Origin of the sequence: Frankia sp. R43, assembly GCF_001306465.1 — a bacterium.
Classification (GTDB): domain Bacteria; phylum Actinomycetota; class Actinomycetes; order Frankiales; family Frankiaceae; genus Parafrankia; species Parafrankia irregularis.
This window is the reverse complement of sequence record NZ_LFCW01000001.1, coordinates 1,214,424-1,231,643: the sequence shown is the minus strand read 5'-3', so window position 1 is coordinate 1,231,643 and position 17,220 is coordinate 1,214,424. Positions and strand designations below refer to the sequence as shown.

16 protein-coding genes are annotated in these 17,220 nt (G+C 71.7%); 8 read left to right on the top strand and 8 right to left on the bottom strand.

From position 1 onward, the window contains the following. The gene (locus ACG83_RS04610; protein ID WP_054564861.1) at positions 1 to 1,500 is read left to right on the top strand and encodes a HAMP domain-containing sensor histidine kinase; all 1,500 of its coding nucleotides are present in this window, start codon (positions 1 to 3) and stop codon (positions 1,498 to 1,500) included. A gap of 58 nt (positions 1,501 to 1,558) precedes the next feature. Here the strand turns inward: ACG83_RS04610 and ACG83_RS04605 are convergent, their stop codons facing one another. Beyond that, the gene (locus ACG83_RS04605) at positions 1,559 to 1,918 is read right to left on the bottom strand and encodes a PepSY domain-containing protein (protein WP_200931269.1); all 360 of its coding nucleotides are present in this window, start codon (positions 1,916 to 1,918) and stop codon (positions 1,559 to 1,561) included. A gap of 285 nt (positions 1,919 to 2,203) precedes the next feature. Here ACG83_RS04605 and ACG83_RS04600 point away from each other — a divergent pair, with 285 nt between their 5' ends. Further along, positions 2,204 to 2,935, top strand: coding sequence for a phosphatase PAP2 family protein (locus ACG83_RS04600; RefSeq protein WP_054564859.1), 732 nt, complete (start codon positions 2,204 to 2,206; stop codon positions 2,933 to 2,935). 162 nt (positions 2,936 to 3,097) lie between these two features. Here the strand turns inward: ACG83_RS04600 and ACG83_RS04595 are convergent, their stop codons facing one another. Further along, the gene (locus ACG83_RS04595; protein ID WP_161934724.1) at positions 3,098 to 4,279 is read right to left on the bottom strand and encodes an AbrB family transcriptional regulator; all 1,182 of its coding nucleotides are present in this window, start codon (positions 4,277 to 4,279) and stop codon (positions 3,098 to 3,100) included. Between the two features lie 418 nt (positions 4,280 to 4,697). Here ACG83_RS04595 and ACG83_RS45235 point away from each other — a divergent pair, with 418 nt between their 5' ends. Next, the gene (locus ACG83_RS45235; protein ID WP_158230760.1) at positions 4,698 to 4,835 is read left to right on the top strand and encodes a hypothetical protein; all 138 of its coding nucleotides are present in this window, start codon (positions 4,698 to 4,700) and stop codon (positions 4,833 to 4,835) included. A 282-nt stretch (positions 4,836 to 5,117) separates the two neighbouring features. Here the strand turns inward: ACG83_RS45235 and ACG83_RS04590 are convergent, their stop codons facing one another. The 3 genes from ACG83_RS04590 to ACG83_RS04580 all read right to left on the bottom strand — a co-directional run bounded on the left by ACG83_RS04590 (position 5,118) and on the right by ACG83_RS04580 (position 7,299). After that, positions 5,118 to 5,804 (bottom strand): VTT domain-containing protein, encoded by a 687-nt coding sequence (locus ACG83_RS04590; RefSeq protein ID WP_054564858.1) that lies wholly within the window; start codon positions 5,802 to 5,804, stop codon positions 5,118 to 5,120. A 146-nt stretch (positions 5,805 to 5,950) separates the two neighbouring features. Then, positions 5,951 to 6,874 carry a M56 family metallopeptidase gene (locus ACG83_RS04585; RefSeq protein WP_054564857.1) on the bottom strand — a complete coding sequence of 308 codons (924 nt, stop codon included), beginning with the start codon at positions 6,872 to 6,874 and terminating at the stop codon, positions 5,951 to 5,953. After that, positions 6,871 to 7,299: a BlaI/MecI/CopY family transcriptional regulator gene (locus tag ACG83_RS04580; protein ID WP_054564856.1), complete on the bottom strand. Its 429-nt coding sequence runs from the start codon at positions 7,297 to 7,299 to the stop codon at positions 6,871 to 6,873. Before ACG83_RS04580 ends, ACG83_RS04585 begins: the two co-directional genes overlap by 4 nt. A gap of 227 nt (positions 7,300 to 7,526) precedes the next feature. Here ACG83_RS04580 and efeU point away from each other — a divergent pair, with 227 nt between their 5' ends. The 3 genes from efeU (at position 7,527) to efeB (ending at position 11,151) form a co-directional block, all read left to right on the top strand. Next, positions 7,527 to 8,420 carry an iron uptake transporter permease EfeU gene (gene efeU / locus ACG83_RS04575; RefSeq protein ID WP_054564855.1) on the top strand — a complete coding sequence of 298 codons (894 nt, stop codon included), beginning with the start codon at positions 7,527 to 7,529 and terminating at the stop codon, positions 8,418 to 8,420. 77 nt (positions 8,421 to 8,497) lie between these two features. Next, positions 8,498 to 9,688, top strand: coding sequence for an iron uptake system protein EfeO (gene efeO / locus ACG83_RS04570; protein WP_054564854.1), 1,191 nt, complete (start codon positions 8,498 to 8,500; stop codon positions 9,686 to 9,688). Positions 9,689 to 9,786: 98 nt separating this feature from the next. After that, on the top strand, positions 9,787 to 11,151 hold the full coding sequence (efeB, locus tag ACG83_RS04565) for an iron uptake transporter deferrochelatase/peroxidase subunit (RefSeq protein ID WP_063792975.1): 1,365 nt from the start codon (positions 9,787 to 9,789) through the stop codon (positions 11,149 to 11,151). A 943-nt stretch (positions 11,152 to 12,094) separates the two neighbouring features. Here efeB and ACG83_RS04560 read toward each other — a convergent pair. From ACG83_RS04560 to ACG83_RS04550, 3 genes are read right to left on the bottom strand one after another with little or no spacing between them, the layout of a single operon-like run. Then, a complete protein-coding gene (locus ACG83_RS04560; RefSeq protein WP_054565415.1) occupies positions 12,095 to 13,165 on the bottom strand; it encodes an alcohol dehydrogenase catalytic domain-containing protein in 1,071 nt (356 codons plus the stop codon). 47 nt (positions 13,166 to 13,212) lie between these two features. Further along, the gene (locus ACG83_RS04555; protein ID WP_083473016.1) at positions 13,213 to 13,971 is read right to left on the bottom strand and encodes a phosphonatase-like hydrolase; all 759 of its coding nucleotides are present in this window, start codon (positions 13,969 to 13,971) and stop codon (positions 13,213 to 13,215) included. Between the two features lie 19 nt (positions 13,972 to 13,990). Beyond that, positions 13,991 to 14,746 carry a GntR family transcriptional regulator gene (locus ACG83_RS04550; protein ID WP_054564852.1) on the bottom strand — a complete coding sequence of 252 codons (756 nt, stop codon included), beginning with the start codon at positions 14,744 to 14,746 and terminating at the stop codon, positions 13,991 to 13,993. A gap of 143 nt (positions 14,747 to 14,889) precedes the next feature. Here ACG83_RS04550 and ACG83_RS04545 point away from each other — a divergent pair, with 143 nt between their 5' ends. Both ACG83_RS04545 and ACG83_RS04540 read left to right on the top strand, forming a co-directional pair. Continuing rightward, positions 14,890 to 16,005 (top strand): TIGR03364 family FAD-dependent oxidoreductase, encoded by a 1,116-nt coding sequence (locus tag ACG83_RS04545; protein WP_054564851.1) that lies wholly within the window; start codon positions 14,890 to 14,892, stop codon positions 16,003 to 16,005. Between the two features lie 205 nt (positions 16,006 to 16,210). Further along, on the top strand, positions 16,211 to 17,137 hold the full coding sequence (locus ACG83_RS04540; RefSeq protein WP_054564850.1) for a phosphate/phosphite/phosphonate ABC transporter substrate-binding protein: 927 nt from the start codon (positions 16,211 to 16,213) through the stop codon (positions 17,135 to 17,137). Positions 17,138 to 17,220 lie beyond the last annotated feature (83 nt).

Sequence of the window (17,220 nt, the reverse complement as noted above, 5' to 3'; positions counted from 1 at the left end):
ATGCGGGGCCTGTGGCGTCGGCGGGCGACGGTTCGCGCCCGGGCCGCCGCGGTGGCGACCCTGGTGGTTGCCACCGCCCTCGCGGCCGGCGCCGCGGGGCTGCTTCTCACCCTGAACAGGTCGCTGGTCCGAGGGCACGACGACGCCGACCGTGCCCGGCTGCGTGACCTGGCGACGATGGTCGAGGCGAATGCGGTTCCCCAGGTCGTCCCGGTGCCCGGTGATGACGATGTGGCGCAGGTGGTCGAGAGCTCCGGCCGGGTGCGCGCGGCCAGCGAGAAGGTGCTGGGCCAGCCGAGGCTGACCTCGTTCGAGCCGAACGGCTCCGATCCGGCCGTGCGGACCGTCCTGTGGACGTCCGGCGGGGAGTCCGAGAAGTACCGGATCTGGGCGCTGCGAGTGCCCGCCGCCACGGACGGCGAACACGACCTGGTCATCTATGTCGGAAGCAGCGTGGAGACCGTTCAGGAAGCCGTCACCACGGTGCAGGGGGCGTTGGTCACGGGCCTGCCGGCGCTGGTCGCGCTGGCGGCCGCGGGCACCTGGCTGGTCGTCGGCCGCGCGCTGCGGCCGGTGGAGGCGATCCGGGCCGAGGTCGCGGACATCACCGGGGACATCGGCGGGCGTCGGGTACCCGTGCCGCTCGCGCGTGACGAGATCGCCCAGCTCGCGTCGACGATGAACGACATGCTCGACCGGCTGCACGCCGCGGCCGAGCGGGAGCGGCGGTTCGTCGCCGACGCCGCCCATGAGCTGCAGAGCCCGCTCGCCGCCTTCCGGACCCACCTCGAGGTCGCCCTGGCCCATCCGGACTCCGCGGACTGGCCGTCGACCGCGGACGAGCTGCTCGACGGCAGCCGGCAGATGGAGCGCCTGGTGCGGGATCTGCTCTTCCTCGCCCGCACCGAGAACAGGCGGAGCCAGCCTGGCCGGGACGCCATGAACCTGCTGGATCTCGACGACGTCGTCATGGCGGAGGCCGCCCGGCTGCGCTCGCTTCGCCGGGTGGCCGTGGATGTCTCCGGTGTGTCGGCGGCCCCTGTCCACGGCCGGCGGGACGAGGTCGCGCGGCTGGCGCGCAACCTGCTGGAGAACGCCGAACGCCACGCCAGGTCGACAGTCACCGTGGCTGTCCGTACCACCGGGACCGCCGCGGTGTTCGTCGTGGCGGACGACGGACCAGGGGTGCCGCCTGAGGACCGCGAGCGGATCTTCGACCGGTTCACCCGCCTGGACACCGCCCGCACCCGCGGGACCGGCACCGGGCTCGGGCTCGCGATCGCGAAGGAGATCGCCCAGCGGCATGGCGCGACCATCCAGCTCGACGACGCCGATCACGATCTTCGGGACGGCGACATTGCGGTCGAGGCCGCCGTCGCCGTCGAGGCCTACGGCGGTGTCACCCCCGCCCGGTGTGTCGGCGGGCGCGGGGCGCGGTTCGTCGTGTGCTTTCCCCTGCCGGCGGTGCCAGGGGCGGCCGCCCCCGCCGCGGGGGGCTGATCCCCGCCCCTCGCGAGGGCGGGGATCAGCGGACCGGTTCGACGTCACCCGGCGACGGTCACCCGGCGACGTCGTCCGTGGGGTCCTCGGGACCTTCGGAGTCCGCGGGGTCGTCGGGACCGGTCTCGGTGTCCGCGACCGCGCCGATCACCGTGAAGTCGCGGTCCAGGGCGACATCCACGACTGCCTTGTCGGGTGTGGTGACCTCGACCTGGTAGTAGCCGTCCTCGTCGCCGACCTCGGTCTCGGTCACCTTCCCGCCACCGGTGTACGCCAGCGCGGCCGCGCTGGCCTGCTCCAGCGCGGGCCCGGTGATGGGAGTCGCGTTGTCGTCACCGCCGCCCGATGCCGAGGCCGCGGTCACACCGCCGCCCACCATCGCGGCGATCAGCGCGCTTCCCGCCGCGCTGATGATCATCTTCTTCCGTCGAGTCATTGCCTGGAGCCCTTCGTCGTCGTCCTGACCTCAGCCGCGTGACCGCGACGACCGCAGCGTGACCGAGGACGCCTGAAGCACCGCTGAATGCGACGGCAGGCAGGAGGCGGCCGCAGGCGGTGGGGCCGGCCTGCCGCCGAGGGGCAGGGTGCTGCGACCGCGCGGGGAGAAAGGCGGTATGTGTTTCACATCGTCCGTACATGTCGGCTGTAGCAGTCTTCGGTCGAGCGTGCGTGCCACGCCCGAAACGACCGGGAGGGGCCGCTGGTGAGCTCGGCATCCGATCTGTCGGCGGGCGCACCCGGACCGGAGCGGACCCGCACCGAAACCGCGCGCCGCCTGGTGGCCGGTATGTCGGGTCTCCTGCTGACCGGGCTGTTGTACGCGGTCGTCAGCAGAAACGGAAAGCCGTTCGCGCTTGACGCCAGGTGGCACCGCTGGGCGCTGGACCACCGCAGCGCCACGTTGTCCGACATCGCCGTCGCGGTCACCGACACCGGGGTCGGTGCCTGCGCGTACGGTCTCGCCGCGGTCGCCGGCGCGGTCGCGGTGGGACGACGTGGACGGTGGTGGCTGGGCGCCGTCGTCGGGCCCGCGGCGTTGCTGATGGCTCAGCTGCTCCGGACGTCCCTGGCGACCGTTGTCGGCAGGGCACGACCACCGCTCGCGGACTGGATGACCCACCCTTCGGGTTTCGCCTTCCCGTCCGGGCACACCACCACTTCGGCCCTGGTCGCCGCCGGTCTTGCCGCGGTGCTGTACCGCCGGGCGAGGCGTCGGACCACCCGGGTCGCCGCTGTCGTCCTCCCGGGTCTGTGGGCGTTCGCCGTGGGGATCAGCCGGATCCTCCTCGGCGTGCACTGGCCCACCGACGTTCTCGCCGGATGGCTGCTGGTGGCAGTCCTGGCCTGCGTCTTCCTGCCGCCGTTGGCCGCCCTGCTCACCTGGGTCGGGCGGGACCGACCGGACCCGCCCGACCCGCCGCACCAGCCGAAGTAGCCGCGGACACGCCCGCACCAGGCCGCCGGAGTGACGCCGGCCAGCGCATCCTGACCCGACCAGCCGAGCCCCCTCGGCGGCAGGCGCATCTCGGCGTCCGGGCATCTAAGCACCTCAGCACCTCAGCGCTTCAGCACCTCAGCGCTTCAGCACCTCAGCGTTTCAGCGCCGGTGATCATCCGCACCGTTCCGCACGTCGGTGCGTTCGGCGGACCGTCCGGTCATCCGGCGCGCCGCCCACCGGATGGCCAGCGGGGTGAGGAGCACGACGAGGAACAGCCGCAGGCTCTGCACGACGGCGACGACGGGGACGTTGGTGTGGGTGGCCGCGGCAGTCGAGAGGACGGCGTTGATGCCGCCGGGGGTGGTGGCGAGGTAGGCCTCCAGGAAGGGCACCCCGGCCAGGCCGGCCAGGATCCAGGCAAAACCGGCGCAGGCCAGGCAGATCACCACGATGCCGCCGAACAGGTGCGGTATGAGGTGCCCGATGTGCCGGATGGACGGGCGGGTGAAGCGCAGGCCGACCTCGAGCCCCACGAGGACCCAGACGACGTCCTGCAGCGGGCCCGCGGGAGCGAACCCGGGGGCGATACCGGTGGCCAGCACGGCCGCAGCCACCAGCATCGGCCCGAGCAGCGACGGCGCCGGCAGCCGGCAGCCCCGCCCGACGCGGCTGCCGGCCACGCAGATGAACAGCAGGGTGGCCAGGCCGGCGAGCTGATGCGACGAGTCGACCAGATGGGACAGATTCGGAAACGACCCGGGGGTGGTGTGCCCGGCGCCCGGCCCATGCAGCGCCAGCACGACCATCGGGGCGGAGAAAGCGACCAGCCCGACCCGCAGGTACTGGGCGAAGGCGACCACGCGGCTGTCCGCACCGAGGTCCTCCGCGTAGGCGACGATCGCCGCGGACCCGCCGGGGATCAGGCCCAGGACCGCATCCACCGGGCGGGTCCTGGTCCGGTACGCGATCAGCACCGCGACCCCGGCGCAGACGGCCACCGTGGCAGCGGTGACCACGGTCAGCGCAAGCGCCTGGCCTGCCGCCGATGCCAGTTGCGACGGGACGAGATACGACCCCATGAGCGCCCCGAGCACCGCGTGCGACGAGCGGGCGGCGGAGGCCGGCACCTGGCGGTGCACCAACCCGGTGACGGCGAGGGCCGCTCCGACGGCCAGCGACACCACCAGCTGGGGTGCTGGCACCGAGGCCATCTCACCGATCTCGCTGAGCAGGTAGCAGGCGATGGTGAGCACTATCCAACCCGCGGCCTGCACGCCTGCCCGGGAACGCGTGCCTGCTCGGGTGTGCGCGGATGCCCGTGGACCGGGGCATCTCGTCATCTCGGCATCGGCCCGCCGGTCCGGAACCTGGGAATCCGCGACTGTGGAGAAGATCATCGTCACCGCCGGAAGGTTTCATCGTCCGCCAGCTGGCCCGGACGTCGTCTCAAACGAGGGACGTAACTAACCCTGCCCGCCGAAGATGTGAATTCTCTGAAAGCCGGGCACTTTTAGGTCGACGCTGTCGGTGGCTCGCGTCACCTCGTTCGCGAAGTGAGCTGGATCGCCCTTTCGGGATCCTTCCTTGTGCCCATTCGCGGTCCGGGTGTCAGTGGACCTGTGGGGTGGGGTGATGTGTCAGGCGACGCCGGCTGGGCACAGTTCGTCGCCCGGCCCGACGGCATTCGTGTCTTCACGGTTTCCCACGATCTCCCAGGTAGAGCGTCGCCCACCGACGATCCAAGGTCGGAGTCCGTCGGTGGGCGAGCGTCCCGGCTACCCGTCGCTGCCGGGAAAGATCGGAGACTGGTGGCTGGGGGTGCCTGTCGAAATCCCGATCCCGGGAAATGGCGGATCCGGGGTCGTCGATATCGACCTGGCGGGCGGCGCGGGGTGAGCACGGACCGCCGCACGGTGACCCACCGGAGATTCCGCGCCGCCACACGGTGTCAGAAATTCATGCCAATAGCGACAGGCGGGACACGGCGTCACTCGGTGATCCGCAAGAAATGAGGATTTCGGTTGTTGCGGCAGCCGAAATCCTCACTTCTTGCTTGGCGGCAGCGGCAGCGGCAGCGGCAGTGGCGGCGGGAGTGGCAGGAGCGGCAGGAGCGGCGGGAGTGGCTGTGGAAGGCCGCGGCTCTGGATTCTGTGTATAGATCCAGATCGCTGAGATCGGTCACCCGGCGTCGCCGCGAACGGCGTGCTCCCGAGATTCCGGGCGGGCTGCCACGGCCTTCCGGCGGCGGGCGCGCAGAACCTCGACCAGAATCGGGATGACCGAGATCGCGACGACGAGAAGCAGAATCGCCTCGACGTTCTGCCGGATGAAGTCGATCTTGCCGAGAAAGAATCCCAGGATCGTGACGCCGCAGCCCCACAGGACGGCGCCGACGATGTTGTAGACGACGAAGATCCGGTAGTGCATGGCGCTGACGCCCGCGATGACCGGGGTGAAGGTCCGCACGATGGGGACGAAACGGGCCAGGACGATCGACCGCGGGCCGTGCTTCTCGAAGAACCCGTGTGCCTGGTCGACGTACTCCTGGCGGAACAGGCGGGAGTCCGGGCGGCGGAAGAGCGCGGGGCCGGCCTTCCGGCCGAAGAGGTAGCCGACCTGGTCACCCAGGGCCGCGGCGGTGCCGACGAGGGCACAGGCGAGCCACAGCGGCGTGGACACCTCGTCCCGGGAGATCAGCAGGCCGAGGGTGAACAACAGCGAGTCGCCGGGCAGAAAGAAGCCGACCAGCAGGCCGGACTCGGCGAAGACCACGAGCAGGACCACGGCCAGGCCGGCCTTTGCCAGGCTGTCCGCACTGATGAAGCCCGGCCCCAGGGCCAGCGTGTTCGATGCGATGCCGGTCACTGCCGAGTGCCTCCCGCGAGTCCGGCGACGGGGCCGGGTACCCGTCGATCCGTGACCGCACGGTAGGCCGGCGGCGATGTGAGTTCGGTGTGAGCGCGCGCCGCTGTGCGAATGTGCGGCTGTGCCGTGCTGTGCGGTGCCGTCGGTCAGCCGCCCGTCGCGGCCTCGGAGACCTCGACGATGCCGTGCAGGTAGAGGACGACCGCGACCGTGCTGGCCCAGCACACCAGGGTCGCGACCGTAAGCAGAACACCCGCCCAGGTCCGGCGGGCCGGCGGCTCGAGAAGGTCCTGGACCCGGTCGACGACGTGGTCGTGGGCGGCACCGAGCAGGTGGGGCGGCACCGCGGGCCGGGCGAGCGCGGCCAGGCCCAGCGCCTGGGCCACGGTGGACGGGTCGCCCACCGCGCGGACCGCGGCGGCGTCGGCCCACCGCTCGATCGCGTGGTCGACGGCGCGGGTCACCATCGCCGTCGGGGGACTGGCCGCGGCGGCGAGGCGGGTCAGCTGTGCGTAGCGGTGGTGATGATGACGGAGGTGGGCCTGCTCGTGGGCGAGCAGCGCCCGGCGTTGCGGGCCGGTCAGCAGGCGCAGCATGCCGGTGGAGACGACGACGCGGCGGTGGCGGCCCGGAACCGCATAGGCGTGCGCGTCATCGTCGTCCACGACAGCCAGTTCGCCCACGGCGGGGAATGCTCTGACCGCGGCCGTGGTCCGGCGTGCGGCCATCACCACCCGGATCAGGTGGACGCCGGCCCGACCGAGCAGGACGAGCGCCAGCGCGCCCACGGCCAGGCCGACGATGCTCGGAACCGGCAGCATCGCGCGCAGGACCGGGATGGACCAGTCGCTCGGGTGCGCGGCGGGGAAGACGGCAACGGTACTGAGATAGGCGGAGTACGACAGCCCGGTCTCGGTGGCCAGCGACACCGTAACCGCGAAGGTGGTGAGAAGCACGGTCGCGGCTGCCGGCGGGAGCAGTCGGGCCGCGCGCGGCGCGGCCAGACCGCCGACGAGGCCGACCACGACCGGGATCATGATCAACCCGAACACGACGGCGATTCTGGTCACTGCGGCGCCCGTTCCTGCGCGTCGGATGCCGGCGTCGCCTGGTCGGGTCCGGGGTGGCGGGCGAGCAGTTCCCGCAGGATGCGTTCGGAGTCCTCGTCGAGGGTTCCGACGAACTGGGAGAGCACCCTGGCGCGGTCCGTGCCGGCGTCGAGCAGCTTCTGCATCTGGCGGGCGGTGAGCCCGGCCTGGGTCTCCGACAGGCTGCCGACCAGCTGGTATGCGTAGGCCCGGCCCCGCGGGACGCGGGTCAGCGCCTGTTTCTCGTGCAGGCGTCGTAGCGTCGTCAGGATGGTCGTGTAGGCCAGGTCATCACCCAGCTCGGCCTGCACCTGGGCCGCGGTCATCGGCCCGTCGGCGGCGGCGAGGCAGGCGACGACCTCGTTCTCCAGGCCGCCGCTGGGGCGGGGGTGAGTTCGGCCGGCCACTGATGCCTCCCGTCGCTCGTCACTCGCTGCCCGTCGACGCCTGGTATCCCGCGTCTCCCAGCCGATTGTGACAGTGCGTTGTGTGCGGGAGCCGCCCACTGGGGGCTCGTTGTGCCGGCTCGACCCGATGGCGGGCGGAAAGCAAGCTTGCGTTTTCCGTGAACATTAGGTATGCCTTACCTCCACAACTATCGTCAGATAGTTGTTGATCTGGAGGATCGAGCGCCGTGTTCGCCAACTACCTGATCGGCCTGCGTGAGGGCCTTGAGGCCGCGCTGGTCGTGAGCATCCTGATCGCCTACCTGGTCAAGGTCGGCCGGCAGGACCGGCTGGTGCTCGTCGGCGGCGGTGTCGCGCTGGCGGTCGCCGTCAGCGTCGGCTTCGGGGCGCTGCTGACCTACACGTCGACGACCCTGCTGGCCGACTTCAGAAGCCAGGAGATCTTCGGCGGAACGATGTCGGCGATCGCGGTCCTGTTCGTCACCTGGATGGTGTTCTGGATGCGCCGCACCGCCCGCGGCATGCGGGCTGAGCTGGACGGACGGCTCGCCTCGGCGCTGGAGCTCGGCGCGTTCGCCGTCGCCCTCACCGCCTTCCTCGCCGTGGCCCGGGAGGGGCTGGAGACGGCGTTGTTCTTCTGGTCGGCGGTGCAGGCCGCGGGGAGCACCACCACACCCGTGATCGGGTTCTCCCTGGGCATCGTCACCGCGGTCGTCCTGGCCTGGCTGCTGTACCGGCGGTCGGTCCGCCTGAACCTGGCCCGGTTCTTCACCTGGACCGGCGCCGGCCTGATCGTGATCGCCGCCGGCGTGCTGGCCTACGCGGTCCACGACCTGCAGGAAGGCGGCGTCATCGGCGGCCTCGGCACCCTCGCCTTCGACGTCAGCGACCAGATCTCGCCCGGCTCGTGGTACGGGGCGCTGCTCAAGGGCGTCTTCAACTTCACTCCGCAGACCACCGTCGCCCAGGCGATCGCCTGGACCGCCTACCTCGTCCCCGTCATGGCCGTCTTCTTCCTCGGCCACCGGCTCCGCTCCGGCCAGCCGAGCCAGCCGAGCCAGCCGGGACCGGCGGGCGCGGCGGGCCAGGTACCGCCCATCCCGTCGGAATCGACCAGCTGACGGCGCCGTCGGCGGCCGCCGACGCGGTCCGCCTCCGACCGATCCTTCGCACCGCCCAGAACCCCTGAGGAGAACCAGTGAAATCGCCTGTCAGTCGTGTCCTGCGCGTGGCCTGTCCCGTCGTCCTGGTCGCGACACTGGCCGCGGCCTGCTCCTCGGACGAGACGGCCAGCTCCGGCTCGTCCGGGGCGGCCGGCGCCGGCGGGGGACCGGTGGCGGTCAAGGCGGGCGACAAGAAATGCGAGGTGGCCAGCGTGGAACTGGCCGCGGGCCGGCACACCTTCGCGGTGACCAACACCGCGTCGCAGGTCACCGAGGTGTACGTCTACGCGGCCGGCGACCGGATCATGGGCGAGGTGGAGAACGTCGGCCCGTCGACGAAGCGCAGTCTGATCGTCGACCTGCCAGCCGGCGAGTACCAGGTGGCCTGCAAGCCCGGGATGGTCGGCGACGGCATCCGCACCGCGCTCAAGGTCACCGGCAAGGCCGCGCCGCCGCAGACGCTCGACCAGAACCTTCAGACCGCGGTCACCTCTTACCAGACCTACGTCGAGTCCGAGACCCAGGCGCTGGTCGACACCACCGCGACCTTCGTCGCGGCGATCGGCTCGGGTGACCTGGCCAAGGCGAAGGAGGCCTACCCGGCCGTACGCCTGCACTACGAGCGGATCGAGCCGATCGCGGAGTCCTTCGGTGACCTCGACCCGCTCATCGACATGCGGATCGACGACGCCACCGGAGAGACGCCGTTCGTCGGGTTCCACGCGATCGAGCAGAAGCTCTTCGAGCAGAAGACCCTGGACGGGACACAGCCGCTCGCGACCGCGCTGACCACGAACGTCGGCAAGCTCAACGAGCTGGTCAAGACGGTGGAGCTCACCCCCCTGGTGATGGCCAACGGGGCGAAGTCGCTGCTGGACGAGGTCGCCGCGTCCAAGGTCACCGGCGAGGAGGAGCGGTACTCCCGCATCGACCTCGTCGACTTCGCCGGCAACGTCGACGGCGCCAAGTACGTCTACAGCGCGCTGCGCCCGGCCCTGCAGGAGAAGGACCCCGAACTGGTGTCCACCCTCGACAAGCGCTTCCCGGCGCTGGTGAGCCTGCTCGACACCCACCTGGCCAAGCCGGGAGACAACGGCTACATCCCCGGCAGCCCTTACGTCTCCTACGACACCCTCACCCCGGAGCAGGTGAAGGCCCTCGCCGTCGAGGTCGACGCGATCTCCGAGCCGATCGGGCAGATCGCGGGAGTCGTGACCAGCAAGTGAGCACCGCACCCGACCCCGGCGGCCCGCACGGCCGCGAAAGTCAGCCAGCACCGGACTCGGCGCCGACTCCGGCGTCAGCGGCCCCGGCCCCAGCCCCAGTGCCGGCCCCGGCCCCAGCTCCGGCTCCGGCCCCAGCTCCGGCTCCGGCCCCAGCTCCGGCTCCGGACCCGGCTCCCGCGTCGCGCGGCTTCAGCCGTCGCCGCATCGTCGGGCTCCTCGGCGGCGCCGCGGTCGTCAGCGCGGGTGTCGGCGCAGGTGGCACCGCCGCCGCCTTCGCCGTCTCCACCGGGGACGACGGGTCACCGGAGTCGGGCCAGACGGTGCCGTTCTTCGGCCCGAACCAGGCCGGCATCGTCACCCCGGTTCAGGACCGGCTGCACTTCGCCGCCTTCGACCTCGGCGCGACCGCCACCCGCGAGGACCTGATCGCGCTGCTCACCGCCTGGACGAACGCGGCCACCCACCTGACCGTCGGGACGGATGTCGGCACCGGCGCGGTGACCGGCGAGCCAGGCGCACCGCCGGACGACACCGGTGAGGCACTGGGGCTGTCGCCCGCCCGGCTGACCCTCACGTTCGGCTTCGGCACCAGCCTGTTCACCGACGCCAAGGGCAAGGACCGCTTCGGGCTCGCCGCCTCACGCCCGCCGCAGCTCGCCGACCTGCCCGCCTTTCCGGGCGACGCGCTCGACCCGGCCCTCAGCGGTGGCGACCTGTGCGTGCAGGCCTGCGCCGACGACCCCCAGGTCGCCGTGCACGCCATCCGCAACCTGGCCCGGCTCGCCCGCGGCACCGCCTCGGTGCGCTACTCCCAGCTGGGGTTCGGCCGCACCAGCTCCACCTCGAACGCCCAGGTCACCCCGCGCAACATGATGGGTTTCAAGGACGGCACGGCCAACATCAGGGCCGAGGACACGGCCATCATGAACACCCAGGTCTGGGTTCAGCCCGGCGACGGGCCGGCCTGGATGACCGGCGGCAGCTATCTCGTCAGCCGCCGCATCCGCATGCTCATCGAGCCCTGGGACAGCACGCCGCTCACCGAACAGGAGCGGGTCATCGGCCGGGCCAAGGGAAGCGGCGCGCCGCCCGGAAGGAGCGACGAGTTCGACCCACTGGATTTCGGGGCCAAAGGTGCCGACGGTGAGCCGCTCGTCGATCCCAACGCCCACGTCCGACTCGCCCACTCCTCCCATAACGGCGGCGCCGTGATCCTGCGCCGCGGGTACTCGTTCACGAACGGCACCGACGACCTGGGCCGGCTCGATGCCGGGCTGTTCTTCATCGCCTACCAGCGCGACCCGCGCAAGCAGTTCGTGACCATCCAGAAATCGCTGGCCGGCAAGGCCAACGATGCCCTCAACGAATACATCCAGCATGTCGGCAGCGGACTGTTCGCCTGCCCGCCGGGCGTCCAGCCCGGAGAGTACCTGGGCCAGAAGCTTTTCGAACAGGCCCCCTGACGGCTTGTCCGGAAGCAGCTGCAACCGAGGCGGCGGGGGGAGGTGCGGGCGGGGCGCCTCGAAGCGGGAGGGATATCGGTCGTTCTGGCGGCCAAGATCCTTTGTTCCTGCTTGGGGGCGGCCGCGTTCGCCCGGCTACCGATCCTGGTCGGCGCGATTCCGCGACAATGAGACGGGTCGGGTTGCCTCGGTCATGCGCGGTGGGGGAGAAATCGTGGTTGGCCGGTCCGCGTGACGTCGTGGCGCTCCTGATGGATTCCCTCCCGGCCTGCGCCCGGCAAAGTGACAGAGGTGTCTGAAGCCCGAATCGTCCCGATCTGTTGAACGAATCGCGGGCGGCCCGCACGCGGAAATCGCGGGCTCGCGGTGGCCGCGGACGGCCCCCGGTCGCGGCATAGCCGGCCCGGCACGACGTCCGGGTGTCTGCCGAGACCCCGACGAACCCCGTGACCAGCGGCTCGAGGGGCCGCTGGCGGTGCTCTCGGCGTGCTGGACGGGGGAATCCCCACCCCCGCGGGGCCCGGCGAGGTGCGCGGAGACGACTCCTGAAGGGCTCTTCGTTTCTCTTCCGATCGCAGTCCCTCGGACGCTTGTGAAAATGGCGGAGAAGTGGATGTCAAGAGATGAGGAGAAAGGGAAACGCGGAGCCCTCTAGTCGCGTGGATGGAACAGGCCTGCCAGCGTCGAAAGCTGACCAGTGCTGTCAGAAACCAGAAGATCGGCCAGGTGAACAGGTCGCGGCCCGCGGCGGGAAAGCCAGCGACCCGGAGCAGCCCGGAGTCGCCCGGAACAGTGCGCAACCGATGTGTTGAGGATTGTGGTTGCTCCGACGGCCACAATCCTCAGGTCCTGCTCGGCAGCAGTAGCCGTAGCAGTGGCGGCGGCAGCAGCAGCGGCCAGCGACAGCGACAGCCGTGGGGGGAGTGGCAGCGGTGGGGGAGCGTCAGCCGGGGGTGATCGAGTAGCGCGGCATCGGGCCGGCGGGCTCGGTCAGCAGCCGGCCGATCTCATCGAGCGGCACGGGTGCGGCGACAAGGTCCGACCACGGAAGCTTCTCGTGGGTCTCGCCCAGGAAACGGAGCGCCGCCCCCAGGTGCCGGGGCTCGTAGTTGTGCACGCCCAGGATGGACAGCTGACGGCGTACCACCGCCTCCGGGTCCAGTGCGACGGCGGCGTCGGGCGCGACGGAACCGGCGAGGACGGCGGCCCCCTGGACGTCCAGGGCGGCCAGCCCGTCCTGCAGCGCCGCGGACGAGCCTGAGAACTCCAGCAGCACGTCGCAGGTCCCCGCCTCGAGCACGGTCGGCCGCGCATCGGTGGCGCCGAGCCGCCGCGCCAGCTCACGCCGCGCCGGGTGGTGGTCGATCGAGGTCACCGTGGACGCCCCGGCCCAGGCGGCCGCCGCGGCGGCGGCGAGCCCGAGCATGCCGGCACCCACGACGACGACCCGCCGGCCGGTCAGCGCGCCCGCGCGCTCGATGACGGCCATCACCGTCGCCGTCGCGCAGGCGGCGGGTGCCGCGACGGTGTCCGGCAGCTCGTCGTCGACGACGGCGACCGGCAGCCCGTGCGGGAGCAGCACATGTTCCGCGTATCCGCCGGACAGGCTCCAGCTGGAGCCCAACGCCTCGTGGCCGGCCTTGCGCACGGTGCGGCACTTCGCCGAGAATCCCGCGGCGCAGCGGTCGCACGAGCCGCAGGGCAGCGTCACCGACCAGATGACCCGCTGGCCGAGCCGCAGGGGCTGCCCGTCCACCGCCGAGGCTTCGCCCGGGCCGAGCGCGACGATCTCGCCGACGGTCTCGTGGCCGAGAATCGAGGGGCAGGGCTGGCGGCGCCGGCCGCTGACGGTGTGCCGGTCGCTGCCGCACACGGTGGCCAGCCGAACCCGCACGAGCGCGTCTCCCGGCCCGAGCACGGGAACCGCGACGGGCTCGACGGCGACCGCGTCGCCCCCACGCCAGACAGCGGCACGCGTGTCGGACGGCTGGGCGGTCGCGGTGTGTCGGTCGATCGCGGCGCGTTCGTCCGCGGTGCGTTCGTCCGCGGCGCGTTTGAGGGTCACGGCGCGCCGACCAGCCGGCCGCGCACGCCGAGCAGCGCCGGCAGGTCGGCGACCGACGCCAGCAGGTGGGTGTGCCGGTAGGCGCCGAGCTCGTCGACGCCGCAGGCGCCGGTCAGCACGCCCACGACGAAGCCGGCACCGGAGTTGACGCCGGCTTCGAGGTCGCGCGGGGTGTCGCCGGCGACGAGCACGCGGGCGATGTCGGTGACACCCGCCCGCTCCATCGCCCGGAAGATCATGTACGGCGCCGGGCGGCCCGCCGCCACCTCGCTGCCGCACACGACGGCGTCGGCGATGGCGTCGCCGTCCCAGCCGAGGGCGGGCAGCAGCGCGTCCACGATGTCGCGGTCGAAGCCGGTGGTGAGCGCGACCCGGATGCCGGCGGCGCGTAGCTCTGCGAGCGCCTCGGGCACGCCGGGCAGCGGCCGCGGCGGGCGCTGGGTGTACGCGGCGGTGAGCCGGGCCCGGAAGTCGGCGACGACCGCGGCCAGCACCTCGTCGCTGGGGGGCGTGCCGCCGCTCGCGGTGAGCATGGTGCGCAGGGCCTCGCTCTTGGTGGAGCCGTGCCACCGGTCGATGTCGACCGCGCTCGGCGCGACCCCGTTCGCGAGCGCTGTCTCCCCGAGGACGCGGTAGACCTCCTGCCCGTCGTCGATCGTGGTACCGGCCATGTCGAGGACGACCAGGTCGATCGACGGAGCGATCGACGGAGCGATCGACGGAGCGATCGAGGGGGCGGTCGAGGGTGCTGTCATGTGAGGGTGCCCTCCAGGCTCAGCGGGTCGGAGTCGCGGCCGCGTTGCGGACGAGCGCGCAGCGCGCGTCGAAGGTGTTCTCGAGGGTGAAGCTGACCACCGCTGGCAGGTACCGGTCGTCGTGGTATTCGAGGACCTCGCCGTCGGGGTCGCGGGCGGTGCGCTGCTGGCGGAGCAGCGGGGCCCCTGCGACCACGCCCAGGTGCAGCGCGTCGACGGGGTCGGCGGCGACCGCGTCGATGACGTGTGAGGCGGTGGCGAACCGGACCCCGCGCGAGATCAGGTGCGCCCACATCGACCCCGAGCTGGTGTCGAAGTCGAACAGGTGCCGGCCGACGTGCTCGACGAACGTGCCGCGTTCGAGCATCGCGCGCTCACCGTCCAGGTAGCGCAGCCGCAGCACCTGCACGACCGGTACTCCCGGCGGGACGTTCAGCACCGTGCAGGCGTGTTCGTCGGCCGGGCGCAGTGCCAGTTCGAGTGTGTGCTGTCCGGGCTGGCGCCCGATCGAGTGCGCCCAGGCCGAGTACGACAGCAGCGTGTTGAACGACTGCCCCAGCGACGAGCTGCACACCACCGGCGGCTTGCCGGGCCCGCCGGTGATGACCCCTTCGGCACGCAGGGCGGCGAGCGCCTGGCGTACCGGCCCGAGCGAGGTCTTCCACTGGGCGCGCAGCTGGGACGCCGATGGCAGCGCGGTGCCGACCGGCAGCGCACCCGAGCGGATCTTCTCTCGGATGTCCTCGGCGATCATGGTGTGCAAGGCGGCGGCCACGAACCTGACTATATAGGTTGGCGAGCCGCTTGCCGCCGGTGTTGGAAGGCAAAAAGCTGTGCAAATGAACGAGAGGCGAACTCTCGACGACGTCACTTCCGGCCTGTTGACCAGGCTGTGGAGCGTGGCCGACCCTGCCTCTCATGACAGGTTTGGACGGCGTTCGAGCGGACGTCGTGGTGGTCGGCGCCGGCATCGTCGGGCTGGCTCACGCCTTCGACGCCCACACCCGTGGGCAGTCGGTCGTCGTCGTCGAGCGTGACGACCGGGCCGTCGGAGCCTCCGTGCGCAACTTCGGGCACGGCTGCGTCACCGCACAGTCCGGTCCGGCGCTCGACTACGCGCTGCGGGCCCGGGCCCGCTGGACCCAGCTGGGCAAGGACGCCGGGTTCACGGTGCGCGAGGCGGGCACGCTCGTCCTCGCGCGCCATGCCGACGAGCTGGCCGTGCTCGACGAGTTCGCCCAGATCCGCGGTGACGACGTGGTGCTGCTCGACGCCGCCGAGACCAGCCGGCGGGCCCCGTTCGCCGGGCCGGCGCTCGGCGGCGCCTGGTTCCCGCTCGACCTGTGCATCGACGCGCGCGCGGCGGCCGGCGCGATCGCGGCCTGGCTGGCCGCCCACGGCGTCCGCTTCCACTGGAACACGGCGGTCGGCGGCATCGAGACCGGCGCCGTGCACACCTCCCGGGGGACGATCGGCGCTGGCCGGACGGTGGTCTGCGTCGGTCACAACGTCGACCGCCTGTTCCCCGACCTGGCGGCCGACCACGGTGTCCGCCGCTGCGCCCTGCGCATGCTGCGGGTGCGTGACCCGCACGAGCTGCCCATCGACCCGGCCATCCTCACCGGGCATTCACTGCTGCGCTACAGCGGTTTCGACGAGTGCCCGAGCCTGCCGGCGCTGCGCGACCGGATCGCCCGGGAGGCGCCGCGCGCGGTGGAGGCCGGCCTGAACCTGATGTTCACGCAGCGCCCCGACGGCAGCCTCACCATCGGCGACACCCACGACTACGCCCTGACCCCAGCGCCCTTCACCGACGAGCGACGCGACGAGCTGGTGCTCGCCGAGACGGCCAGGCTGCTCGGGGTCGCGCGGCTGGACGTCCTCGAACGCTGGCGTGGCGTCTACGCCTCGGCGCCGCAGCCATTCCTCATCGCCGCCCCGACGGCCGGCGTGCGCGTCGTCTCCGTCACGTCGGGGATCGGGATGACCACCGCGCTCGGCCTGGCCCCGACGGTCCTCGACGACCTGCTCTGACTCACGGCCTGCTCTGACTCACGACCTGCTCTGACCCACGGCCTGGTCAGTGGCCTGCCCTGTTTCCGGCCTGTTCTGGTGCACGGCGGTCCCGACTCACGGCTCGGCCTGATCCGCCGTCGTTTCCGCTCCGCTCTTCTCCGCGCCCTTCCGCTTCTTTCCGCTCTGCTCCGCGTATCTTCCCCACTCACAGGAAGTCATCGTCATGATTGTTCGTCGTGGTGCCGCACTCGTGGCAAGCGCCATGGTTCTCGTACTCGCCGCCGCCTGCGGCTCCGACGACTCCGGCTCGAAGACGGACACCGCCGCCGGGAAGGTCGAGTGCCCGAACGGCGGCACGGTCCAGATGGCTGTCGAGCCGTTCGAGGACCCGGCCAAGCTCACGCCCGCGTTCAAGCTCGTGGGCGAGGCCCTGAGCCGGGAGCTCGGCTGCAAGGTCGAGACCACCGTCGTCACGGAGTACTCGGCCGAGGTCGTGGCGATGCGCAACAAGAAGATCGACGTCGCGGTGTTCGGCCCGCTCGGTTTCGTCTTCGCGAGCAAGAACGCGAACGCCGAGGCCGTCGCGTCGTTCGGTGACTCCACCGGGAAGCTCAGCTCCTACAAGGCCGGCATCTGGGTGCCGAAGGACTCCCCGATCACGAAGGTCGAGGAGCTGAAGGGCAGGAACCTGGCGCTGTCCAGCGCCGGCTCCACCTCCGGCGACGCGTTCCCGCGCTACGCCATCCGCACCGCCGGTCTGCAGGAGTCCGACGTCAACCTGACCTACGCGGGCGGGCACCCGCAGGCGCTGCTCGCGCTGAAGAACGGCAAGGTGGACGCCGCCGAGATCAACACGCAGCAGCTGGCCACCGCCACCGAGGCGAAGGAGTTCGACCCGAGCGGCTTCCGGCAGATCTGGGCCTCCGACCCCATCCCGAACGACCCGATCACCGTTCGCGGCGACCTGAGCCCGGAGTTCAAGAAGGCCGTCGCCGACGCGCTGCTGCACCTGTCCCCGAAGGACGTCGGCGAGCTGGGCGCGCTGCTGGACGTCTCGCCGCCCGGGCCGCTCGTCGCCGTCACCAGGGACACCTACCAGCCCATCTTCTCGCTGGCGCAGACCCTCGGCCTGACCGAGAAGGACGCCTGACCGTGTCACAGCCGTCCGGGCGGCCCGCGCCGCCCGGACCCGGCGCCGGCACCCTCGTCGCCGCCGGTGATCCGGGTGAGCTC

Coding starts and splice junctions, on each gene's coding strand:
- ACG83_RS04555 (WP_083473016.1), bottom strand. CDS start 13,971: ATGACAGCACCCTCGACCGCCCCCTCGATCGCTCCGTCGATCGCTCCG.
- ACG83_RS04605 (WP_200931269.1), bottom strand. CDS start 1,918: ATGATCATCAGCGCGGCGGGAAGCGCGCTGATCGCCGCGATGGTGGGC.
- ACG83_RS04610 (WP_054564861.1), top strand. CDS start 1: ATGCGGGGCCTGTGGCGTCGGCGGGCGACGGTTCGCGCCCGGGCCGCC.
- ACG83_RS04540 (WP_054564850.1), top strand. CDS start 16,211: ATGATTGTTCGTCGTGGTGCCGCACTCGTGGCAAGCGCCATGGTTCTC.
- ACG83_RS04595 (WP_161934724.1), bottom strand. CDS start 4,279: ATGACGAGATGCCCCGGTCCACGGGCATCCGCGCACACCCGAGCAGGC.
- ACG83_RS04545 (WP_054564851.1), top strand. CDS start 14,890: ATGACAGGTTTGGACGGCGTTCGAGCGGACGTCGTGGTGGTCGGCGCC.